Annotated in this window: 14 protein-coding genes; 9 read left to right on the forward strand and 5 right to left on the reverse strand. The window is 66.6% G+C overall.

Going from position 1 to position 14,319, the window contains the following annotated elements:
• Nucleotides 1-11 precede the first annotated feature (11 nt).
• From OCH239_RS07540 to OCH239_RS07565, 6 genes are all read left to right on the forward strand, one after another.
• The gene (locus OCH239_RS07540; RefSeq protein ID WP_037260590.1) at nt 12-287 is read left to right on the forward strand and encodes a hypothetical protein; all 276 of its coding nucleotides are present in this window, start codon (nt 12-14) and stop codon (nt 285-287) included.
• The gene (locus tag OCH239_RS07545) at nt 259-963 is read left to right on the forward strand and encodes a winged helix-turn-helix domain-containing protein (protein WP_037260593.1); all 705 of its coding nucleotides are present in this window, start codon (nt 259-261) and stop codon (nt 961-963) included. The genes OCH239_RS07540 and OCH239_RS07545 overlap by 29 nt, the downstream gene beginning before the upstream one ends.
• Nucleotides 964-1,076: 113 nt before the next feature.
• A complete protein-coding gene (locus tag OCH239_RS07550) occupies nt 1,077-1,436 on the forward strand; it encodes a hypothetical protein (protein WP_037260595.1) in 360 nt (119 codons plus the stop codon).
• Nucleotides 1,433-3,718 carry an outer membrane protein assembly factor BamB family protein gene (locus tag OCH239_RS07555; RefSeq protein ID WP_037260598.1) on the forward strand — a complete coding sequence of 762 codons (2,286 nt, stop codon included), beginning with the start codon at nt 1,433-1,435 and terminating at the stop codon, nt 3,716-3,718. The genes OCH239_RS07550 and OCH239_RS07555 overlap by 4 nt, the downstream gene beginning before the upstream one ends.
• Nucleotides 3,719-3,909: 191 nt before the next feature.
• Complete coding sequence (locus tag OCH239_RS07560) at nt 3,910-4,392, forward strand: YciE/YciF ferroxidase family protein (protein WP_037260600.1); 483 nt, start codon at nt 3,910-3,912, stop codon at nt 4,390-4,392.
• Nucleotides 4,393-4,553: 161 nt separating this feature from the next.
• Nucleotides 4,554-5,036 carry a YciE/YciF ferroxidase family protein gene (locus tag OCH239_RS07565; protein WP_037260602.1) on the forward strand — a complete coding sequence of 161 codons (483 nt, stop codon included), beginning with the start codon at nt 4,554-4,556 and terminating at the stop codon, nt 5,034-5,036.
• Nucleotides 5,037-5,522: 486 nt separating this feature from the next.
• On the opposite strand, the gene pnp is transcribed toward OCH239_RS07565, so the two are convergent.
• The 4 genes from pnp to OCH239_RS07585 all read right to left on the reverse strand — a co-directional run bounded on the left by pnp (nt 5,523) and on the right by OCH239_RS07585 (nt 9,896).
• Nucleotides 5,523-7,667 (reverse strand): polyribonucleotide nucleotidyltransferase, encoded by a 2,145-nt coding sequence (pnp, locus tag OCH239_RS07570; RefSeq protein ID WP_037260603.1) that lies wholly within the window; start codon nt 7,665-7,667, stop codon nt 5,523-5,525.
• A 241-nt stretch (nt 7,668-7,908) separates the two neighbouring features.
• The gene (locus OCH239_RS07575; RefSeq protein WP_037260604.1) at nt 7,909-8,760 is read right to left on the reverse strand and encodes a hypothetical protein; all 852 of its coding nucleotides are present in this window, start codon (nt 8,758-8,760) and stop codon (nt 7,909-7,911) included.
• 190 nt (nt 8,761-8,950) lie between these two features.
• Entirely contained in the window at nt 8,951-9,220 is a 270-nt protein-coding gene (gene rpsO, locus OCH239_RS07580; RefSeq protein ID WP_037260607.1) for a 30S ribosomal protein S15, read from the reverse strand.
• Nucleotides 9,221-9,368: 148 nt separating this feature from the next.
• Nucleotides 9,369-9,896 carry a DUF1643 domain-containing protein gene (locus tag OCH239_RS07585; protein WP_037260609.1) on the reverse strand — a complete coding sequence of 176 codons (528 nt, stop codon included), beginning with the start codon at nt 9,894-9,896 and terminating at the stop codon, nt 9,369-9,371.
• A 77-nt stretch (nt 9,897-9,973) separates the two neighbouring features.
• Here OCH239_RS07585 and OCH239_RS07590 point away from each other — a divergent pair, with 77 nt between their 5' ends.
• From OCH239_RS07590 to OCH239_RS07600, 3 genes are all read left to right on the forward strand, one after another.
• Nucleotides 9,974-12,418 carry a ligase-associated DNA damage response DEXH box helicase gene (locus OCH239_RS07590; protein WP_037260611.1) on the forward strand — a complete coding sequence of 815 codons (2,445 nt, stop codon included), beginning with the start codon at nt 9,974-9,976 and terminating at the stop codon, nt 12,416-12,418.
• Nucleotides 12,419-12,577: 159 nt separating this feature from the next.
• Entirely contained in the window at nt 12,578-13,267 is a 690-nt protein-coding gene (gene pdeM / locus OCH239_RS07595) for a ligase-associated DNA damage response endonuclease PdeM (protein WP_037260613.1), read from the forward strand.
• Nucleotides 13,264-13,674, forward strand: coding sequence for a PaaI family thioesterase (locus OCH239_RS07600; protein ID WP_037260615.1), 411 nt, complete (start codon nt 13,264-13,266; stop codon nt 13,672-13,674). Before pdeM ends, OCH239_RS07600 begins: the two co-directional genes overlap by 4 nt.
• Before the next feature lie 3 nt (nt 13,675-13,677).
• On the opposite strand, the gene OCH239_RS07605 is transcribed toward OCH239_RS07600, so the two are convergent.
• A complete protein-coding gene (locus OCH239_RS07605; protein WP_037260617.1) occupies nt 13,678-14,274 on the reverse strand; it encodes an MOSC domain-containing protein in 597 nt (198 codons plus the stop codon).
• Between the last annotated feature and the right edge of the window lie 45 nt (nt 14,275-14,319).

A 14,319-nucleotide genomic window follows, 5' to 3' on the forward strand; every position in this document is an offset into this window, starting at 1 on the left:
ACTCTCGCCGCATGTTGAGACCATTGCTCTTCCTGGCGCTCATGGCGCCCGCCACCGCACAGGCGGCCTGCTACGCCGATTACAAGGCCAAGCAGGACGATCCCCTGCGGCTCCATTACGGCGTCGCCGAGATCGCAGGCGCCTGCAACGCCAACGCCGCCGCGGCCGAACTCCGGCCCCGCCTCGCCGAGGCCGGCTGGCAGCTTCTGAACATCGTGTCGGTCTTCGACGACAACGGCCTCGAGGAGAGACGGGACAGTGCCGGCCAGAACTTCCTCCGCTACTGACGCGCGGCGCTCGGGCACGCGGATCGTCGCCTTCGGCATCGCCGCCATCGTGGCGCTGCTGCTCGGCGCGGGCGCGTGGCTGCTGCTCACCCTGCCCGACGCGGGCGCCTTCAACGCGCGGGTCGAGCAGCTCTTCATCGCGAACGACGATCTCACCACGCAGGCCGAGGTCAAGCTTCTCGAGATCCTCGCCCAGTCCGGCACCGCCTTTTCGGAGACGCTCGCCTCCTACCGGATGACGATCTTCGTGCTGATGGTCTTCGCCACCGCGCTGATGATCGCCGCACTGGTCTTCCTCGTGATGCTGGTCACGCTCAACCGCCGCATGGCCGAGATCGAGCGCTCGGGCATCGACATCTCCTCACTGATCGTCAGCCGCGAGGAGAACACGGTCTATCTCAACACGATGGGCTTCAAGCTCACCGAGGCGATGATGGAGACGCTGGCCATCCTCGCCGAGGCCCGGCTCGACGGCGACATGCTCACCGGCGCGCAGATCGAGGGCATGATCTCGGGCCGCCCGGCCGAGGATTGCGACGAGGCCGCCGGCGCCACCCGCATCAAGCGCCTGCGCGACGGGCTCGGAAACCAGCTCGTCTCGGAGCTCATCGTCAAGACGATCGCCCGCCGCGGTTACGTGCTCGCGGTCGACAAGGGCGTCATCGAAATGGTGTGATCGCGCAAATTTCAGAGAGACTGTCCCGACGTCAGCGGGAACTTGCGCATTTCTATCGGAACAATCGGCGGAACCCGTGATTTTCCTAATGCAGACACATTGGGGAGTCTCACATGCCTGACCGCCTGAAACGCCGCTCTCCCCTGGGCTCGGGGCTCATCGTCCTCGCCGGCCTCGCGGGAGCAGCCATCGCGCTTTATCTCTTCCTTACGCCGCTGAGCGGCGTGACCGGCACGATCGGCGCGCTCATCGTGCTCGCCGCCTCTCTCGCCGTCGCGCTCGGCGGCCTCCTCATGATGGCCACAGGCAGCGCGGTCTGGCGCTGGCTCACGGTGCTCGGCATCCTCGGCACGGCGCTCGCGGCCTTCTTCCTCCACGGCTGGTGGATCATGCTGGCGATGCTCGTCGCCCTCGTGGGTGTGGTGCTCGCGGGCATCGGTCCCGTCCGCAAGACCCAAGGAGCCACAGCATGATCCGCACGACCAGCGTCATCGCCCTCACCGCCGCACTCGGCTTCGCCCCCATCGCCCTTCCCGCGCAGGAGGAGCAGCCCGCCCAGGACCTACCGTCGGACACCGGTTCCGGCGACGCGCAGCAGGACGGCGATCAGGCCCCGTCGAGCGATGCCACCGAGGATACCGGGATCCAGGACAGCGCGGACGACAACGACACGTCCGGGCAGCCGGACGCCGCCTCGGATGAGGACGACGCGACCACCGACGAGGCCACCGGCGACGGCGCAGATTCCGGCAGCGCCACGTCCCCGGAGGCGCAAGAGACCAATCCCGACGAGGGCAGCGCGACGGAAACCGGCACGCCCGAGGCCGACCAAGCCCCGACCGGGACGGCCACCGACGCATCCGAGGGCACGGAGCAGGCACGAGCGCCGCGCACGCCCTCCCCGATCGTTCCCACGGAACCCACCTGGACCGGCTTCCACGGCCAGCTCAGCGCGCAGAAATATTCGCCTCTCGACCAGATCAACGCGGACAATGTCGGCGATCTCGAGAAGGTGTGGGACTACCATACCGGCGACGTCTCGGACGGCTCGGGCGAGCGCCCCGCCACCGTCTGGTCCGCCACTCCGATCTATGCGAACGGCCTGCTGATCATCGGCACGCCCTTCTACCGCGTCATCGCCCTCGATCCTGCGACGGGCGAGGAGGTCTGGAGCTTCGACAGCCAGTCGACGCTCGAGGCCCTGACCCAGCCCGCCCTCAAGAACCGCGGCGTCTCCTACTGGGAGGCCGAGAACCCGGTCGATGGCGAGGCCTGCCAGAAGATCGTCTATCTCGGCACGATGGACGCGCAGCTCTTCGCCATCGACGCGGAAGACGGACAGCCCTGCGAAAGCTTCGGCGAGAACGGCGTGCTCAACGTCAACCAGTGGAACGAGACCGAGGACCGCTGGCCCCTCTCGCTCCTGCAGCCGCCGACCATCGTCGGCGACCACGTCGTCATCGGCTGGGCCGGCAAGGACTGGGAATGGGAAACCGCGCCTCCGGGCACCGTCTTCTCGGTCGATCCGCGGACCGGCGAGCTCGAATGGACGGTCGAGCTTCTGCCCGAGGACGTGCGCGAGCGCACCGGCACCGCGAATGTCTGGACGCATATGAGCGCCGACGAGGAGCTGGGGCTCGTCTACCTGCCGGTCTCCTCGCCCTCCCCGAACTACTGGGGCGGCAACCGCACCGAGGACATCCCGCTCGCCACCTCGACCACCGCCGTGGACGTCGAGACGGGCGAGGTCGTCTGGTCCTACCAGTACGTGCATCATGACGTCTGGGATTACGACACCAACGCGGCCCCGACCCTCATGGACATCACGGTCGACGGCGAGGAGATCCCGGCTCTCCTGCAATCGACCAAGATGGGCACGCTCTGGGCGCTCAACCGCGAAACCGGCGAGCCGATCTGGCCCGTCGAGGAGATCGAGGTTCCGACCGACCAGAACATCGAAGGCGAGGAGCTGAGCCCGACCCAGCCGGTGCCCACCGTTCCCGAACCGGTCGTCGATCTCGAGAACCGGCCCGAGGCCTGGTGGATCGCCGACCTCTTGTCGCTCGGCAAGTGCAGCCGCATCTTCGACAACGCCCGCTACGAGGGCGTCTTCACCCCGCTCACCACCGAAGGCTCCGGCACGCTCGTCTATCCGGCGACCTTCGGCGGCCAGCAATGGGGTGGCGTCGGTTACGATCCCGAGAACCAGATCGCGATCGTGAACTCGTCCCGCGCGGTGCAGATGCTCAAGCTCTACGAGCGCGAGGAATACGACGAAGAGGCGGGCGGCTCCGGCAACGAGGTCGGCTTCTACCCGCAGACCGGATCGCCCTACGGCTTCGAGCTCTACGTGCCGCTCAACTGGCTCGGCATGCCCTGCTGGGAGCCGCCCTACGGCGACATCCGGGCCATCGACATGAAGACCGGAGAGACGCTCTGGACCCGCCCCATGGGCGCGTCGCAGAAATACGGCTTCTACATGCCCGAGAGCATGGGCTCGCCCACCATCGGCGGTCCGGCCGTCACCGCGGGCGGCCTGATCTTCATCGGCGCCTCGATGGACGCCAAGGTCCGCGCCTATTCGGTCGAGACCGGCGAGGAGCTCTGGGAAGACAACGTCATGGCCCCCGCCGTGTCGAACCCCGCGGTCTTCGAGCATGAGGGCAAGCAATATGTCGCCTTCACCGCCGGCGGGAATTCGATCATCAAGGATCAGGTCGGCGACCAGCTGGCCGTCTACGCCCTGCCCGACTGAACCCTTTGATCCGAATTGACAATTTCCAGCGCCCCGCCCTCACCGGCGGGGCGTTGCGCGCTTCGTGAGCGGCTTCCCGCGCCTTCTCGCATCTTTCGGGCCGGACCCTGCGGAACGCTATGATCGGTAGCTGGTTACCATCTCACGCGTGACGACGAGACCGTCCAGCACCACGCGATGGGAGAGAACCAATGAAAGACCTTGGTGACCTTTTCACGTACATCCTCGGCGACATGTACTGCGCCGAGCACCAGATCCTGACGGCAATGCCGACGATGTCGGGAAAGGCATCGGACGACGACCTCCGCGCGGCGCTGGAACAGCTCCGCCGGGACACGCAGGCACAGATCGACGTGCTGACCGAGGTGTTCGCCACGCTCGGGATCGCGGCAAAGCCCGGCCTCTGCCCGGCCATCGGATCCATCCTCGTCGAAAGCGGGCTCTTCATGAGCGAGGCCGCAAAGTGCGAAACCCGCGACGCGGGCCTCATCGCCGCCGCCCAGACGCTTGGTCACTACAAGATCGCCCGCTACGGCACGCTCATCGCCTGGGCCGACGAGCTCGGAAAATCCGACATCGCGGAACAGCTGCGCGCCAATCTCGCGCGCGAACACGCCGCGGATGCGAAGCTCTCGAAGCTCGGCCAGACCGAGGTGAACAAGGAGGCGGCGTGAGGGGCAGGAAGCCCCCGGCACGTTCCTGCCGAAGCCGCCCCGATTGCGAAACGCGAACCGGCGGAGGCCCGAGGGAACGTCTCCCGTATGATGCGGTTTCCGCCGCAGAGCCCCCGGGGCAATGGTGTTCCGGGGACATCGCATCCAGAAGGAGACGCGATATGAAAGATCTCAGCGGATTGTTCGAACACTTCCTGCGCGACATCTACTACGCGGAGAAGCAAGTCCTGAAGACCCTGCCCAAGATGGCCCGGAAGGCGACCGATTCCGACCTCAAGGCCGCCTTCGAGGAACACGAGGAAGAGACCGAGGAGCAGATCGAGAACCTCAAGAAGGTGTTCGAGAGCCTCGGCCTCAAGGTCAAGGGCGTCACCTGCGAGGCGATCGAGGGCATCCTCGAGGAAGGCTCCGAGATCATGGACGAGACCGACGAAGGCACCGCGCGCGATGCCGGCATGATCGCCGCGGCGCAGGCCGTGGAGCATTACGAGATCACGCGCTACGGAACGCTCGTCGCCTGGGCCAAGGAACTCGGCCATCCCGAGGTCGCCGATCTTCTCGGCCGCAACCTCAAGCAGGAATACGCGGCGGACGAGAAGCTCTCGAAGCTCGGCAAGACCGAGATCAACAAGGACGCGGCCTGATCGCGACTTCGCGCCGGCTCACGGGCCGGCGCGGACATCCCTGCGGACAATTCCGTAACGCCCGCTCCCGCAAGGACATTTTCACGCCGATTGCCCGAACCGAGGGCCGCCCGGAAAGAAAATTCCCGACAGGTCGCTTTTGGATCTCAAAAAGCCGCTCTCAAAGTCTGCTTTTCTCTCCATCACACCTATCTGACCGGTGAGACCGCAGAACCCACCCATGGCCAGGATCAAGCCCATGTTCGTCGACATCATCACCTACGCCATCATCGCAGCAGCAACCCTGTCCGGCGCCGTCATCGTGTGGGACTTCCAGCGCAAACAGCGCTGAGTCGAAGGGCGGCAAGCCCGCAGACATTCAAAGACCCAACGAAAGCCCCGGCCCCCGCGCCGGGGTTTTCTGTGACCAGACCACCGCAGCAAAAACGAAAACGCCCCGGACCGTTGCGGGTCCGGGGCGCTCTCACGATGGGAAGGCGGTGAGGATCACTCCTCGGCCGGCTCTTCCTTCTTCTCTTCGGTGACCTCTTCGCCGGTCTCCTGATCGACGACCTTCATCGACAGGCGCACCTTGCCGCGATCGTCGAAGCCTAGAAGCTTGACCCAGACGTCCTGGCCTTCCTTCAGCACATCCGACGGATGGTTGAGGCGCGTCGGCTTGATCTGGCTGACATGCACGAGGCCGTCGCGCTTGCCGAAGAAGTTCACGAAGGCGCCGAAATCGACGATCTTCACGACGCGGCCCTTGTAGACCTTGCCCTCTTCCGGCTCCGCCACGATCGAGTAGATCATGTCGTAGGCCTTCTGGATCGCCTCCCCGCTCGAGGACGCGATCTTGATCACGCCGTCGTCGTTGATGTCGACCTTCGCGCCCGACGTCTCGACGATCTCGCGGATGACCTTGCCGCCCGAGCCGATGACTTCGCGGATCTTGTCCTGCGGCACGGTCATGGTCTCGATCCGCGGCGCGTGCTGCGAGAAGGAACCGACTTCGCTCAGCGCCTTGTTCATCTCGCCGAGGATGTGCAGCCGGCCGGTCTTGGCCTGCGCCAGCGCCTTGGACATGATCTCGGACGTGATGCCCGCGACCTTGATGTCCATCTGCAGCGAGGTGATGCCCTTCTCGGTGCCCGCGACCTTGAAGTCCATGTCGCCGAGGTGATCCTCGTCGCCGAGGATGTCGGTCAGGATCGCGTAGTCGCCGTCATCCTCGAGCACGAGGCCCATGGCGACGCCGGCAACCGGCGCGGTCAGCGGAACGCCCGCATCCATCATCGACAGCGAACCGCCGCAGACGGAGGCCATCGAGGACGAGCCGTTGGATTCGGTGATCTCCGACACGACGCGGATCGTGTAGGGGAAGTCCGTCGCCGCCGGCAGGACTGCCTGCAGCGCGCGCCATGCGAGCTTGCCGTGACCGATCTCGCGGCGTCCCGGAGGGCCCACGCGACCTGCTTCGCCGACCGAGTAGGGCGGGAAGTTGTAGTGCAGCAGGAAGTTCGAGCGGAAGTTCCCGTGCAGCGCGTCGATGATCTGCTCGTCGTCGCCGGTGCCGAGCGTGGTGACCGCCAGCGCCTGCGTCTCGCCGCGCGTGAAGAGCGCCGAGCCGTGGGTCCGCGGAAGGAAGCCGGTCTCGGCCTCGATCGAACGCACCTCGTCGAGCGCACGCCCGTCGATGCGGCGCTTGTTCTTCACCACGTCAGCGCGAAGGACGGTCGACTCGAGCTTCTTGAGCGCGGAGCCGAGGTTCGGATCGGCAAGCTCGTCCTCGGAAAGCTCGGCCTTGATGGCCTCTTTCGCGGACGACACCGCCGCCTGACGCTCGAGCTTGTCGGTGATCGCGTAGGCGTCGCGCATCTTGGCTTCGCCGAGCGACTTCACCTTGTCCGAAAGCGCGGAGTAATCCGGCGGCGTGAAGTCGAACGGATCCTTCGCGGCGTCCTCGGCGAGGTCGACGATGAGGTCCACGACCGGCTGGATCTGCTCGTGCGCGAAGTTCACCGCGCCCAGCATCTCTTCCTCGGTAAGCTCGTAGGCCTCGGATTCGACCATCATGACGGCGTTCTTGGTGCCGGCGACGACGAGGTCGAGCTTCTGGTCGGGATTGTTGCGCAGCCCCTGCATGTCCTCGACATCGGGGTTGAGCACGTATTCGCCACCCTCGTAGCCCACGCGGCAGCCCGCGATCGGCCCCATGAAGGGCGCGCCCGAGATGGTCAGCGCCGCCGAGGCCGCGATCATCGCCACGATATCCGGATCGTTGACGAGGTCATGGCTCAGCACGGTGCACATCACCAAGACTTCGTTCTTGAAGCCCGGCACGAACAGCGGACGGATCGGACGGTCGATCAGGCGCGCGGTCAGCGTTTCCTTCTCGGTCGGCCGCGCCTCGCGCTTGAAGAAGCCGCCGGGCACCTTGCCCGCGGCGTAGTATTTTTCCTGGTAGTGGACGGTCAGCGGAAAGAAGTCCTGGCCTTCCTTCTGCTGCTTGGCAAACGTCACGTTGGCCATGACAGAGGTCTCGCCCAGAGTGGCGATGACGGTGCCGTCGGCCTGGCGCGCGACCTTGCCGGTTTCGAGCGTGAGGGTATCTTCTCCCCACTGCATCGACTTTTTCGTTACGTTGAACATCAGCGTATCCTAGCTGGGAGCGCCCTTGGCCGGATGCCAAGTCTCCCGTTGCATGTGGCGGCCCCATTGCCGCCGGCCCCATTATCCTATCCTTCACGGCGCCGGGGCCCGGGCGCCACGTCTCAGATGGCTCGCCTCTAACGCAAAACCGCCTGCGATGAAACCGCCATTCGGTAGCGGTCCCTCCCAATGAAAAAGGGCGGCCCGCAGACCGCCCCTCTTCGCATACTCTGTGCCGGGATCAGTTGACGCTCGTCTGCGCCTCTTCCGCAGCCGAATTCATCGCGTCCTGCACGCTCTGCTCGCCGTCCGTGCCACAGACCTCGAATACGCCGGTCACGAGCGCGGTCAGGTGGACGTCGTTCATCTCGCCGCCCGAGCCCATGCCGCTGTCGCCCGACATGGAGCTTCCCGACGTGCCGCTGCCGGACGCCATGTCCGTATCGCCCGACATGGAGCTGCCGGACGTGTCGCTGCCGGATGCCATGTCGCTGTCGTCCGAACTCATGCTGCCGGAGCTGCCAGCATTGTCCGCACCGACGGTCGCCGAATCCATCTCGGTCGTGCCCGGCTCGACCTCGGTTTCGGCGGTCGTGGTGCCGGAGCCGTCCTCGACATCGCCGGCGCCCACGGTGCCTGCAGTCGTGTCGGACGTTCCGAGATCGGTATCGCTTCCGCTGTCGGACGACATGGTCGTCGTGCCACCTTCGGCGGTATCGCCCGACATGCTGCCCGAGGACCCGTCGGAGCTGGCGGTCGTGCTTTCGCCGCTCTGCGTTCCGTCCATTCCGTCGGTGCCCGTCGCACCACCCTCCATGCCTTCCGACATGGCCTCGCCGGTCTGGCCGGCGGCGCCGCTCGAGGATGGCATGATCGGCATCAGGATCTGGCCCTGAGCCGGGGTATCGAGCACGAGGAACTCGGCGCAGGTGATGTCCGCCGATCCCTGCCCTGCGCTGGCGGTCTGCCCGCCGCTTCCGGCCATGCTCTCCGAAGAGGTCGTCTCGCTCGTTTCCGAAGATTGGGAATGCGCGGCACCAGCCATAACGAGTGCGGTGCCCGCGACGAGCGCGAACTTGCGTGTGATGATCATGTCAGGTTCTCCTCCGGACGCTTGTCTTGCGTCATACGCTTCTCCGCCGGCACCTCAGAAACTGCCGGCAGACCGCAGCGGTTCCGCGTCGGATCGGCCCGAATGCCGCAAATTCGGCGTTACAAACGAAAAAGGACCGCATCTGCGGTCCTTCTCCGTCGGGCGCGGGGCCCGCATTATCGGCGCTCGATCAGCGGCGGATGCCCAGCTTGCCGATCAGCGTGCGATACCGCTCTTCGTCGTTGCCCTTGAGGTAGTCGAGCAGCTTGCGGCGCTGCGCGACCAGCTTCAGGAGGCCACGGCGCGAGTGGTTGTCCTTGTGGTGCGTCTTGAAGTGCTCGGTCAGCGCGGTGATGCGCGTCGTCAGGATGGCGACCTGAACCTCGGGCGAACCGGTGTCGCCGTCCTTGGTCGCGAAGTCCTTCATGACCTTCTGCTTGTCTTCCTGCGTGATCGACATCGGGATCTCCTTTCGGATACGTGTTTCGGTGATGGCGCAAGCCGGGATGTCGTCCAGCAGGGCCCATGGAGAGATCCGGCCGCCGGGGCTGGATGGGCGCGTATAGGGCGAATCGCTCCGGACCGCAAAGGGAAATCCCGGAGAAGCCTCAGGCTGCCGGAAGTGGCGCGTATCTATCCGAAATTAACCACAAAACAGGGTCGATTTTGTAAGAAACGTACAGAGGATGCCGTGGGTGACCGTCCTTGGTGGTCCCCAGATGCCAGAGATCCGCCATGCTCCGCGCCGCTCTCTGCCCCGCCTCTCGAAAGCCCCCGTGCACGCCCCAGGCCGCGATGGTCCACGCCGCCCTGTCGTGCCAATCGGCCAGAAGCGCCGCGTTCTCCGGCCCCTCGGGATCCTCGGCACGCTTAAGATCGGACGGTTTGGTGGCCCGAAAAGCGAAGAGATTGGCGATACTTACCCCGCCCGCGCCCATCCGCTGCGCCCGCGTCTCGCAGCGATGGATGGTCGGATCGTTGGCCAGCTCGGTCGCCGTCGAGGGGTTCAGCATGACGAAAAGCACCGGCGGCACGCTCTCGTCCCAGACCCGGGACAATCCGTAGCGATACCGCTCGCATTCCGAATAAAACGCTTCCGAAACAGTGCCTTCGTGGATATGTCGACGCGAGATCATGGGCCCCCTCCTGCCCTCGAACCCGCCGATACACAAGCCCGCTTGGCCTCCGGCCCGCGCCGCATAGATTGCCGCCCATGACCGACTTGCCACAAAAGCTCCAGAGATGGTTCGACGCCCGCGGATGGCAGATGCATCCCCACCAGCAAGCGATGCTCGACCGCGCCTCGGCGCCCGCGCTCCTGCTCATCGCCCCGACCGGAGGCGGCAAGACGCTGGCGGGATTTCTCCCGACTCTCTCGGAGCTTAGCGAGGCCCCCGCCCCCGGCCTGCACACGCTCTACGTCTCGCCGCTCAAGGCGCTCGCGGCCGACATCAAGCGCAACCTGCGCACTCCGATCGAGGAGGCGGGCCTCAACATCCGCGTCGAGGACCGCACCGGCGACACCACCGCAACGCAGAAGAAACGCCAGCGCGCCGATCCGCCGCATATCCTGCTGACGACCCCCGAAAGCCTCGCGCTCCTGACCTCCTACGAGGATGCCCCCCGCATGTTCGCGGGCCTCAAACGCGTCGTCATCGACGAGATCCACTCCCTTGCCGAAAGCAAGCGCGGCGATCAGCTCATGCTCGCCCTCGCCCGCCTGCAGACGCTCTGCCCCGACCTGCGGCGCGTCGGCCTGTCGGCCACCGTGGACGACCCCGAGGCCATCGCGCGGCTCCTCGCCCGCCATCCCGACCGAACCGAAATCCTCGAGGCGGATCCCGGACCCGACCCCGACATCGAGATGCTGGTGACGGATACGCCCCCGCCCTGGTCCGGCGGCGGCGCGAAATACGCGATCCCCGCCGTGCTCGATGAGGTCCGCAAGCACAAGACAACACTCATCTTTCACAACACCCGCGCGCAGGCCGAGATCTTCTTTCACCACCTCTGGCTCGCCAACGACGAGGGCCTGCCGATCGGAATCCATCACGGCTCGCTCGACCGCGGACAGCGCGAGCGCGTGGAGGCGGCGATGGTCGCGGGCGATCTGCGCGCCATCGTCTGCACCGGCAGTCTGGACCTCGGCATCGACTGGGGCGACGTGGACCTCGTGATCCAGGTCGGCGCGCCCAAGAACGTCAAGCGACTCGTCCAGCGGATCGGCCGCGCCAACCACCGCTACAACGCGCCGTCGAAGGCGCTGCTCGTCCCCGCCAATCGCTTCGAGGTGGTGGAATGCGTCGCCGCCCTGAACGCGGTGCGCGCGCGCGATCTCGACGGCGATCCGCGCGGCCCCGGCCCCCGCGACGTGCTCTGCCAGCACATCCTCATCGCCGCCTGCGCGGGACCGTTCGACGCCGACATGCTCTATGCCGAGATGATCTCGGCCGGGGCATATGCCGGGCTCACCCGGGCCGAGTTCGACGCCTGCCTCGATTTCTGCGCCACCGGGGGCTACGCGCTCCGCGCCTACGACCAGTGGCGGCGGATCCTGCAGCGCGAGGACGGACTCTGGCAGCTGCGCGATCCCCGCTCGGCGCAGCGCATCCGCATGAACATCGGCACGATCCAGGACACCGACACGCTCAAGGTCCGGATGCGCGGCCGCGGCGGCAAACCGCTCGGCGAGGTCGAGGAAGGCTTCGCCGCGACGCTCACCAAGGGCGACACGTTCCTCATCGGCGGCCAGATCGTGCGCTATGAAGGCCTGCGCGAGATGACCGTCGAGGTCAGCCGGGACGCCGCGCAGAAGCCCAAGATCGCCACCTTCATGGGCACGAAATTCGCGACCTCCACGCAGCTCTCGCACCGGATCGTCGAGATGTGCCAGCAGGCGGACTGGCCGGAACTGCCCGAACACACCGCCGACTGGCTGCGCCTCCAGCGCGAGGTCTCGCGCCTGCCGCAGCCCGGGCGCCTGCTCATCGAGAGCTTCCCCCATGACGGCCGCGAACAGCTCGTCGTTTACGGCTTCGCGGGCCGTAACGCGATGCAGACGCTCGGCCTCCTGCTCACAAAGCGCATGGAGGAAGAGGGTCTCGCGCCCATGGGCTTCGTCGCCACGGACTACGCAACGCTGATCTGGGGGCTCGACGCGGTCACGAATCCAACGCCCCTCTTCGACATCGACCGGCTTGAGGCGGGCCTCGACGGCTGGCTCGCGGGCAACGCGGTGATGAAGCGCACCTTCCGGGCCTCGGCGCATATCGCCGGCCTCTTGGAGCGTCAGGTGGGTGGCCAGCGCAAGTCCGGCAAGCAGGCCACGATGTCGTCGGACATCCTCTACGACACGCTGCTCAAGTACGACCCCGACCACCTGCTCATGCAGATCACCCGCGAGGAGGCGATGCGCGGCCTCGTCGATTTCGACCGGATCCGCGAGATGGCCGCGCGTGTCGAAGACCGGATCGACCTCTTGCGGCTCTCGCGCATCACGCCGCTCTCCGCACCGCTTTTCCTCGAACCCGGTCGGGTGCCGATCAAGGGCACCGCGGACGAGCGCCTCCTCGAAGAAGAGGTCACCCGCCTCCTCGACGCATCGGGCCTCGCCGGGATCGACGCGCCAGCCAAACCCGTCTGGCGGGTGCCGTGGTGACGCAATTCACCAAACGGATGCCGAGTGCCTCGCGCGGCAGCAGCCTTCCCCCGAACATGCTGCGTCGTCTCGACAAAAGTATCCCGCCGGAGGAGGCGGTCGGCCGCGCCGGCACAAGCCCCCTTGCACCGGCACTCGCCACGGGCGATCAGACAAAGCATGAACCGACTGTCCTTCGATTTCCGCGGAGAGCATCTCGAAGCGCTCGGCTCCGGTGCGTTGCACTGGCCGGCTCGAAGCGTGCTCGTCGTGTCGGATCTGCATCTCGGGAAATGCGCGCGGCTCTCGGCAACCGGCGGCGCGGCGCTGCCGCCTTATGACGCTCGCGAGACGCTGGGGCGGCTCGAGCGCGACATCGCCGCAACTTCGCCGGCCCATGTGATCTGTCTCGGCGACAGTTTCGACACGGCCGATATCCGGGCCCATCTGCCGATGGAGGAGCGGTCGCGCATCGCCGATCTTGCTGGCGCGCGACGCTGGACGTGGATCGAAGGCAATCACGACCCGGGGACCGCAGGCCTCGGCGGCGAGACCCGGGCCGACCTCGGCCTCGGTCCCCTGACCTTCCGCCACATCGCCCGCCCGGACCCAGGCGGCGAGATCTCCGGGCATTACCACCCGAAGGCGAGGCTGGCTTTGCGCGGCAGGATGATCTCGCGCCCCTGCTTTCTCTTGGACGCCGAGCGGCTGATCCTGCCCGCCTACGGCGCATATACCGGCGGTCTCCGGACGGACAGCCCGACGCTGTCTGATCTCATGGCGCCCGACGCGCACGCGATCCTCTGCGGCCCGAAACCCGTGCGCATCCCGATGCCCCGCGCGGCGGTCCAGGCCCGGACGGGCACATGATCCAGCCCCGCTGCCAGGCCAGTTTCGACCGGCAGGCGATGATGGCCACGCTGGGCGCGCGGCTCCTCTCCTGCGACGCCGGCGCCTGCGAGATCGAGGCCCCGGTGCTGGATATTGCGACGCAGCAGCATGGCTTCGGCCATGCCGGCCTCACCTTCTCGATCGGCGACAGCGCGATGGGGTACGCGGCGCTATCGATCCTTCCCGAGGACCGCGAGGTGGTGACGTCCGAGATCAAGACCAACCTTCTCGCGCCAGCTCGCGGCGATCGACTGATCGCGCGCGGCCGGGTGATGAAGCCCGGCCGCAGGCTCATCGTTGTTCTGGGAGAGGTCTTCGCGGTGACGGACGGGGCCGAGCGGCAGATCGCGCTCCTGACCGGAACGATGGTTCCCGTCGATCCCTGACCCTCAGGAGCGCAGCGCCTCGTGATGCGCCCAGACCGGCTGGTCGGGCACGTGCAGCCGCAACACGTCCCCAAGCCCAAGCTCGCCCGGTCGCTCTACCCATGCCGTGACGCCCCGACGTCCCTTGGCAGCGGCCTTGAAGCGCTTGCCCGCCACCTCGTGCTCCTGCGCGATCTCGCGGGCGGGCAGATTGCAGGGCCTGTTCGCCATGTCGACGACGAGCGTCGTTCCGTCCGGTCCCTGCAGGCGCGAGGACGGAGGCAGATTGGTGAGATCGGGTAGTCCCTCGACCACCATCGTCGCGCCCAGCCATTCGGGAGCCACCGCGCCCAGCGACATGCGCTCGGCGATCTCGGCCATTTCCTCGGCCGAGACGATGGCGAGCTGACGGACGTTCCGGATTTCCGTTCCCCGCGGATGCTGCAACAGCACGCGGCTGCAGGACAGGCGCGTCACGCCGGCGTGGCGGTCGCCCCGAGGCCCGTCCCACCCCAGGAAAATCCGGGCGGTTCCGCTCGATCTTATGCCGGATGCATCGGGTGGCACTGTGCCGAGCCACACGATCGTGGCCATGAACTCGGTAGGCATCAGGGCGGGCATTCACGTCTCCTTGGCGGCCGGCGGCACGATATCCGCCGCCTGTCA

The sequence above is a fragment of the Roseivivax halodurans JCM 10272 genome, assembly GCF_000521785.1.
Lineage (GTDB): Bacteria > Pseudomonadota > Alphaproteobacteria > Rhodobacterales > Rhodobacteraceae > Roseivivax > Roseivivax halodurans.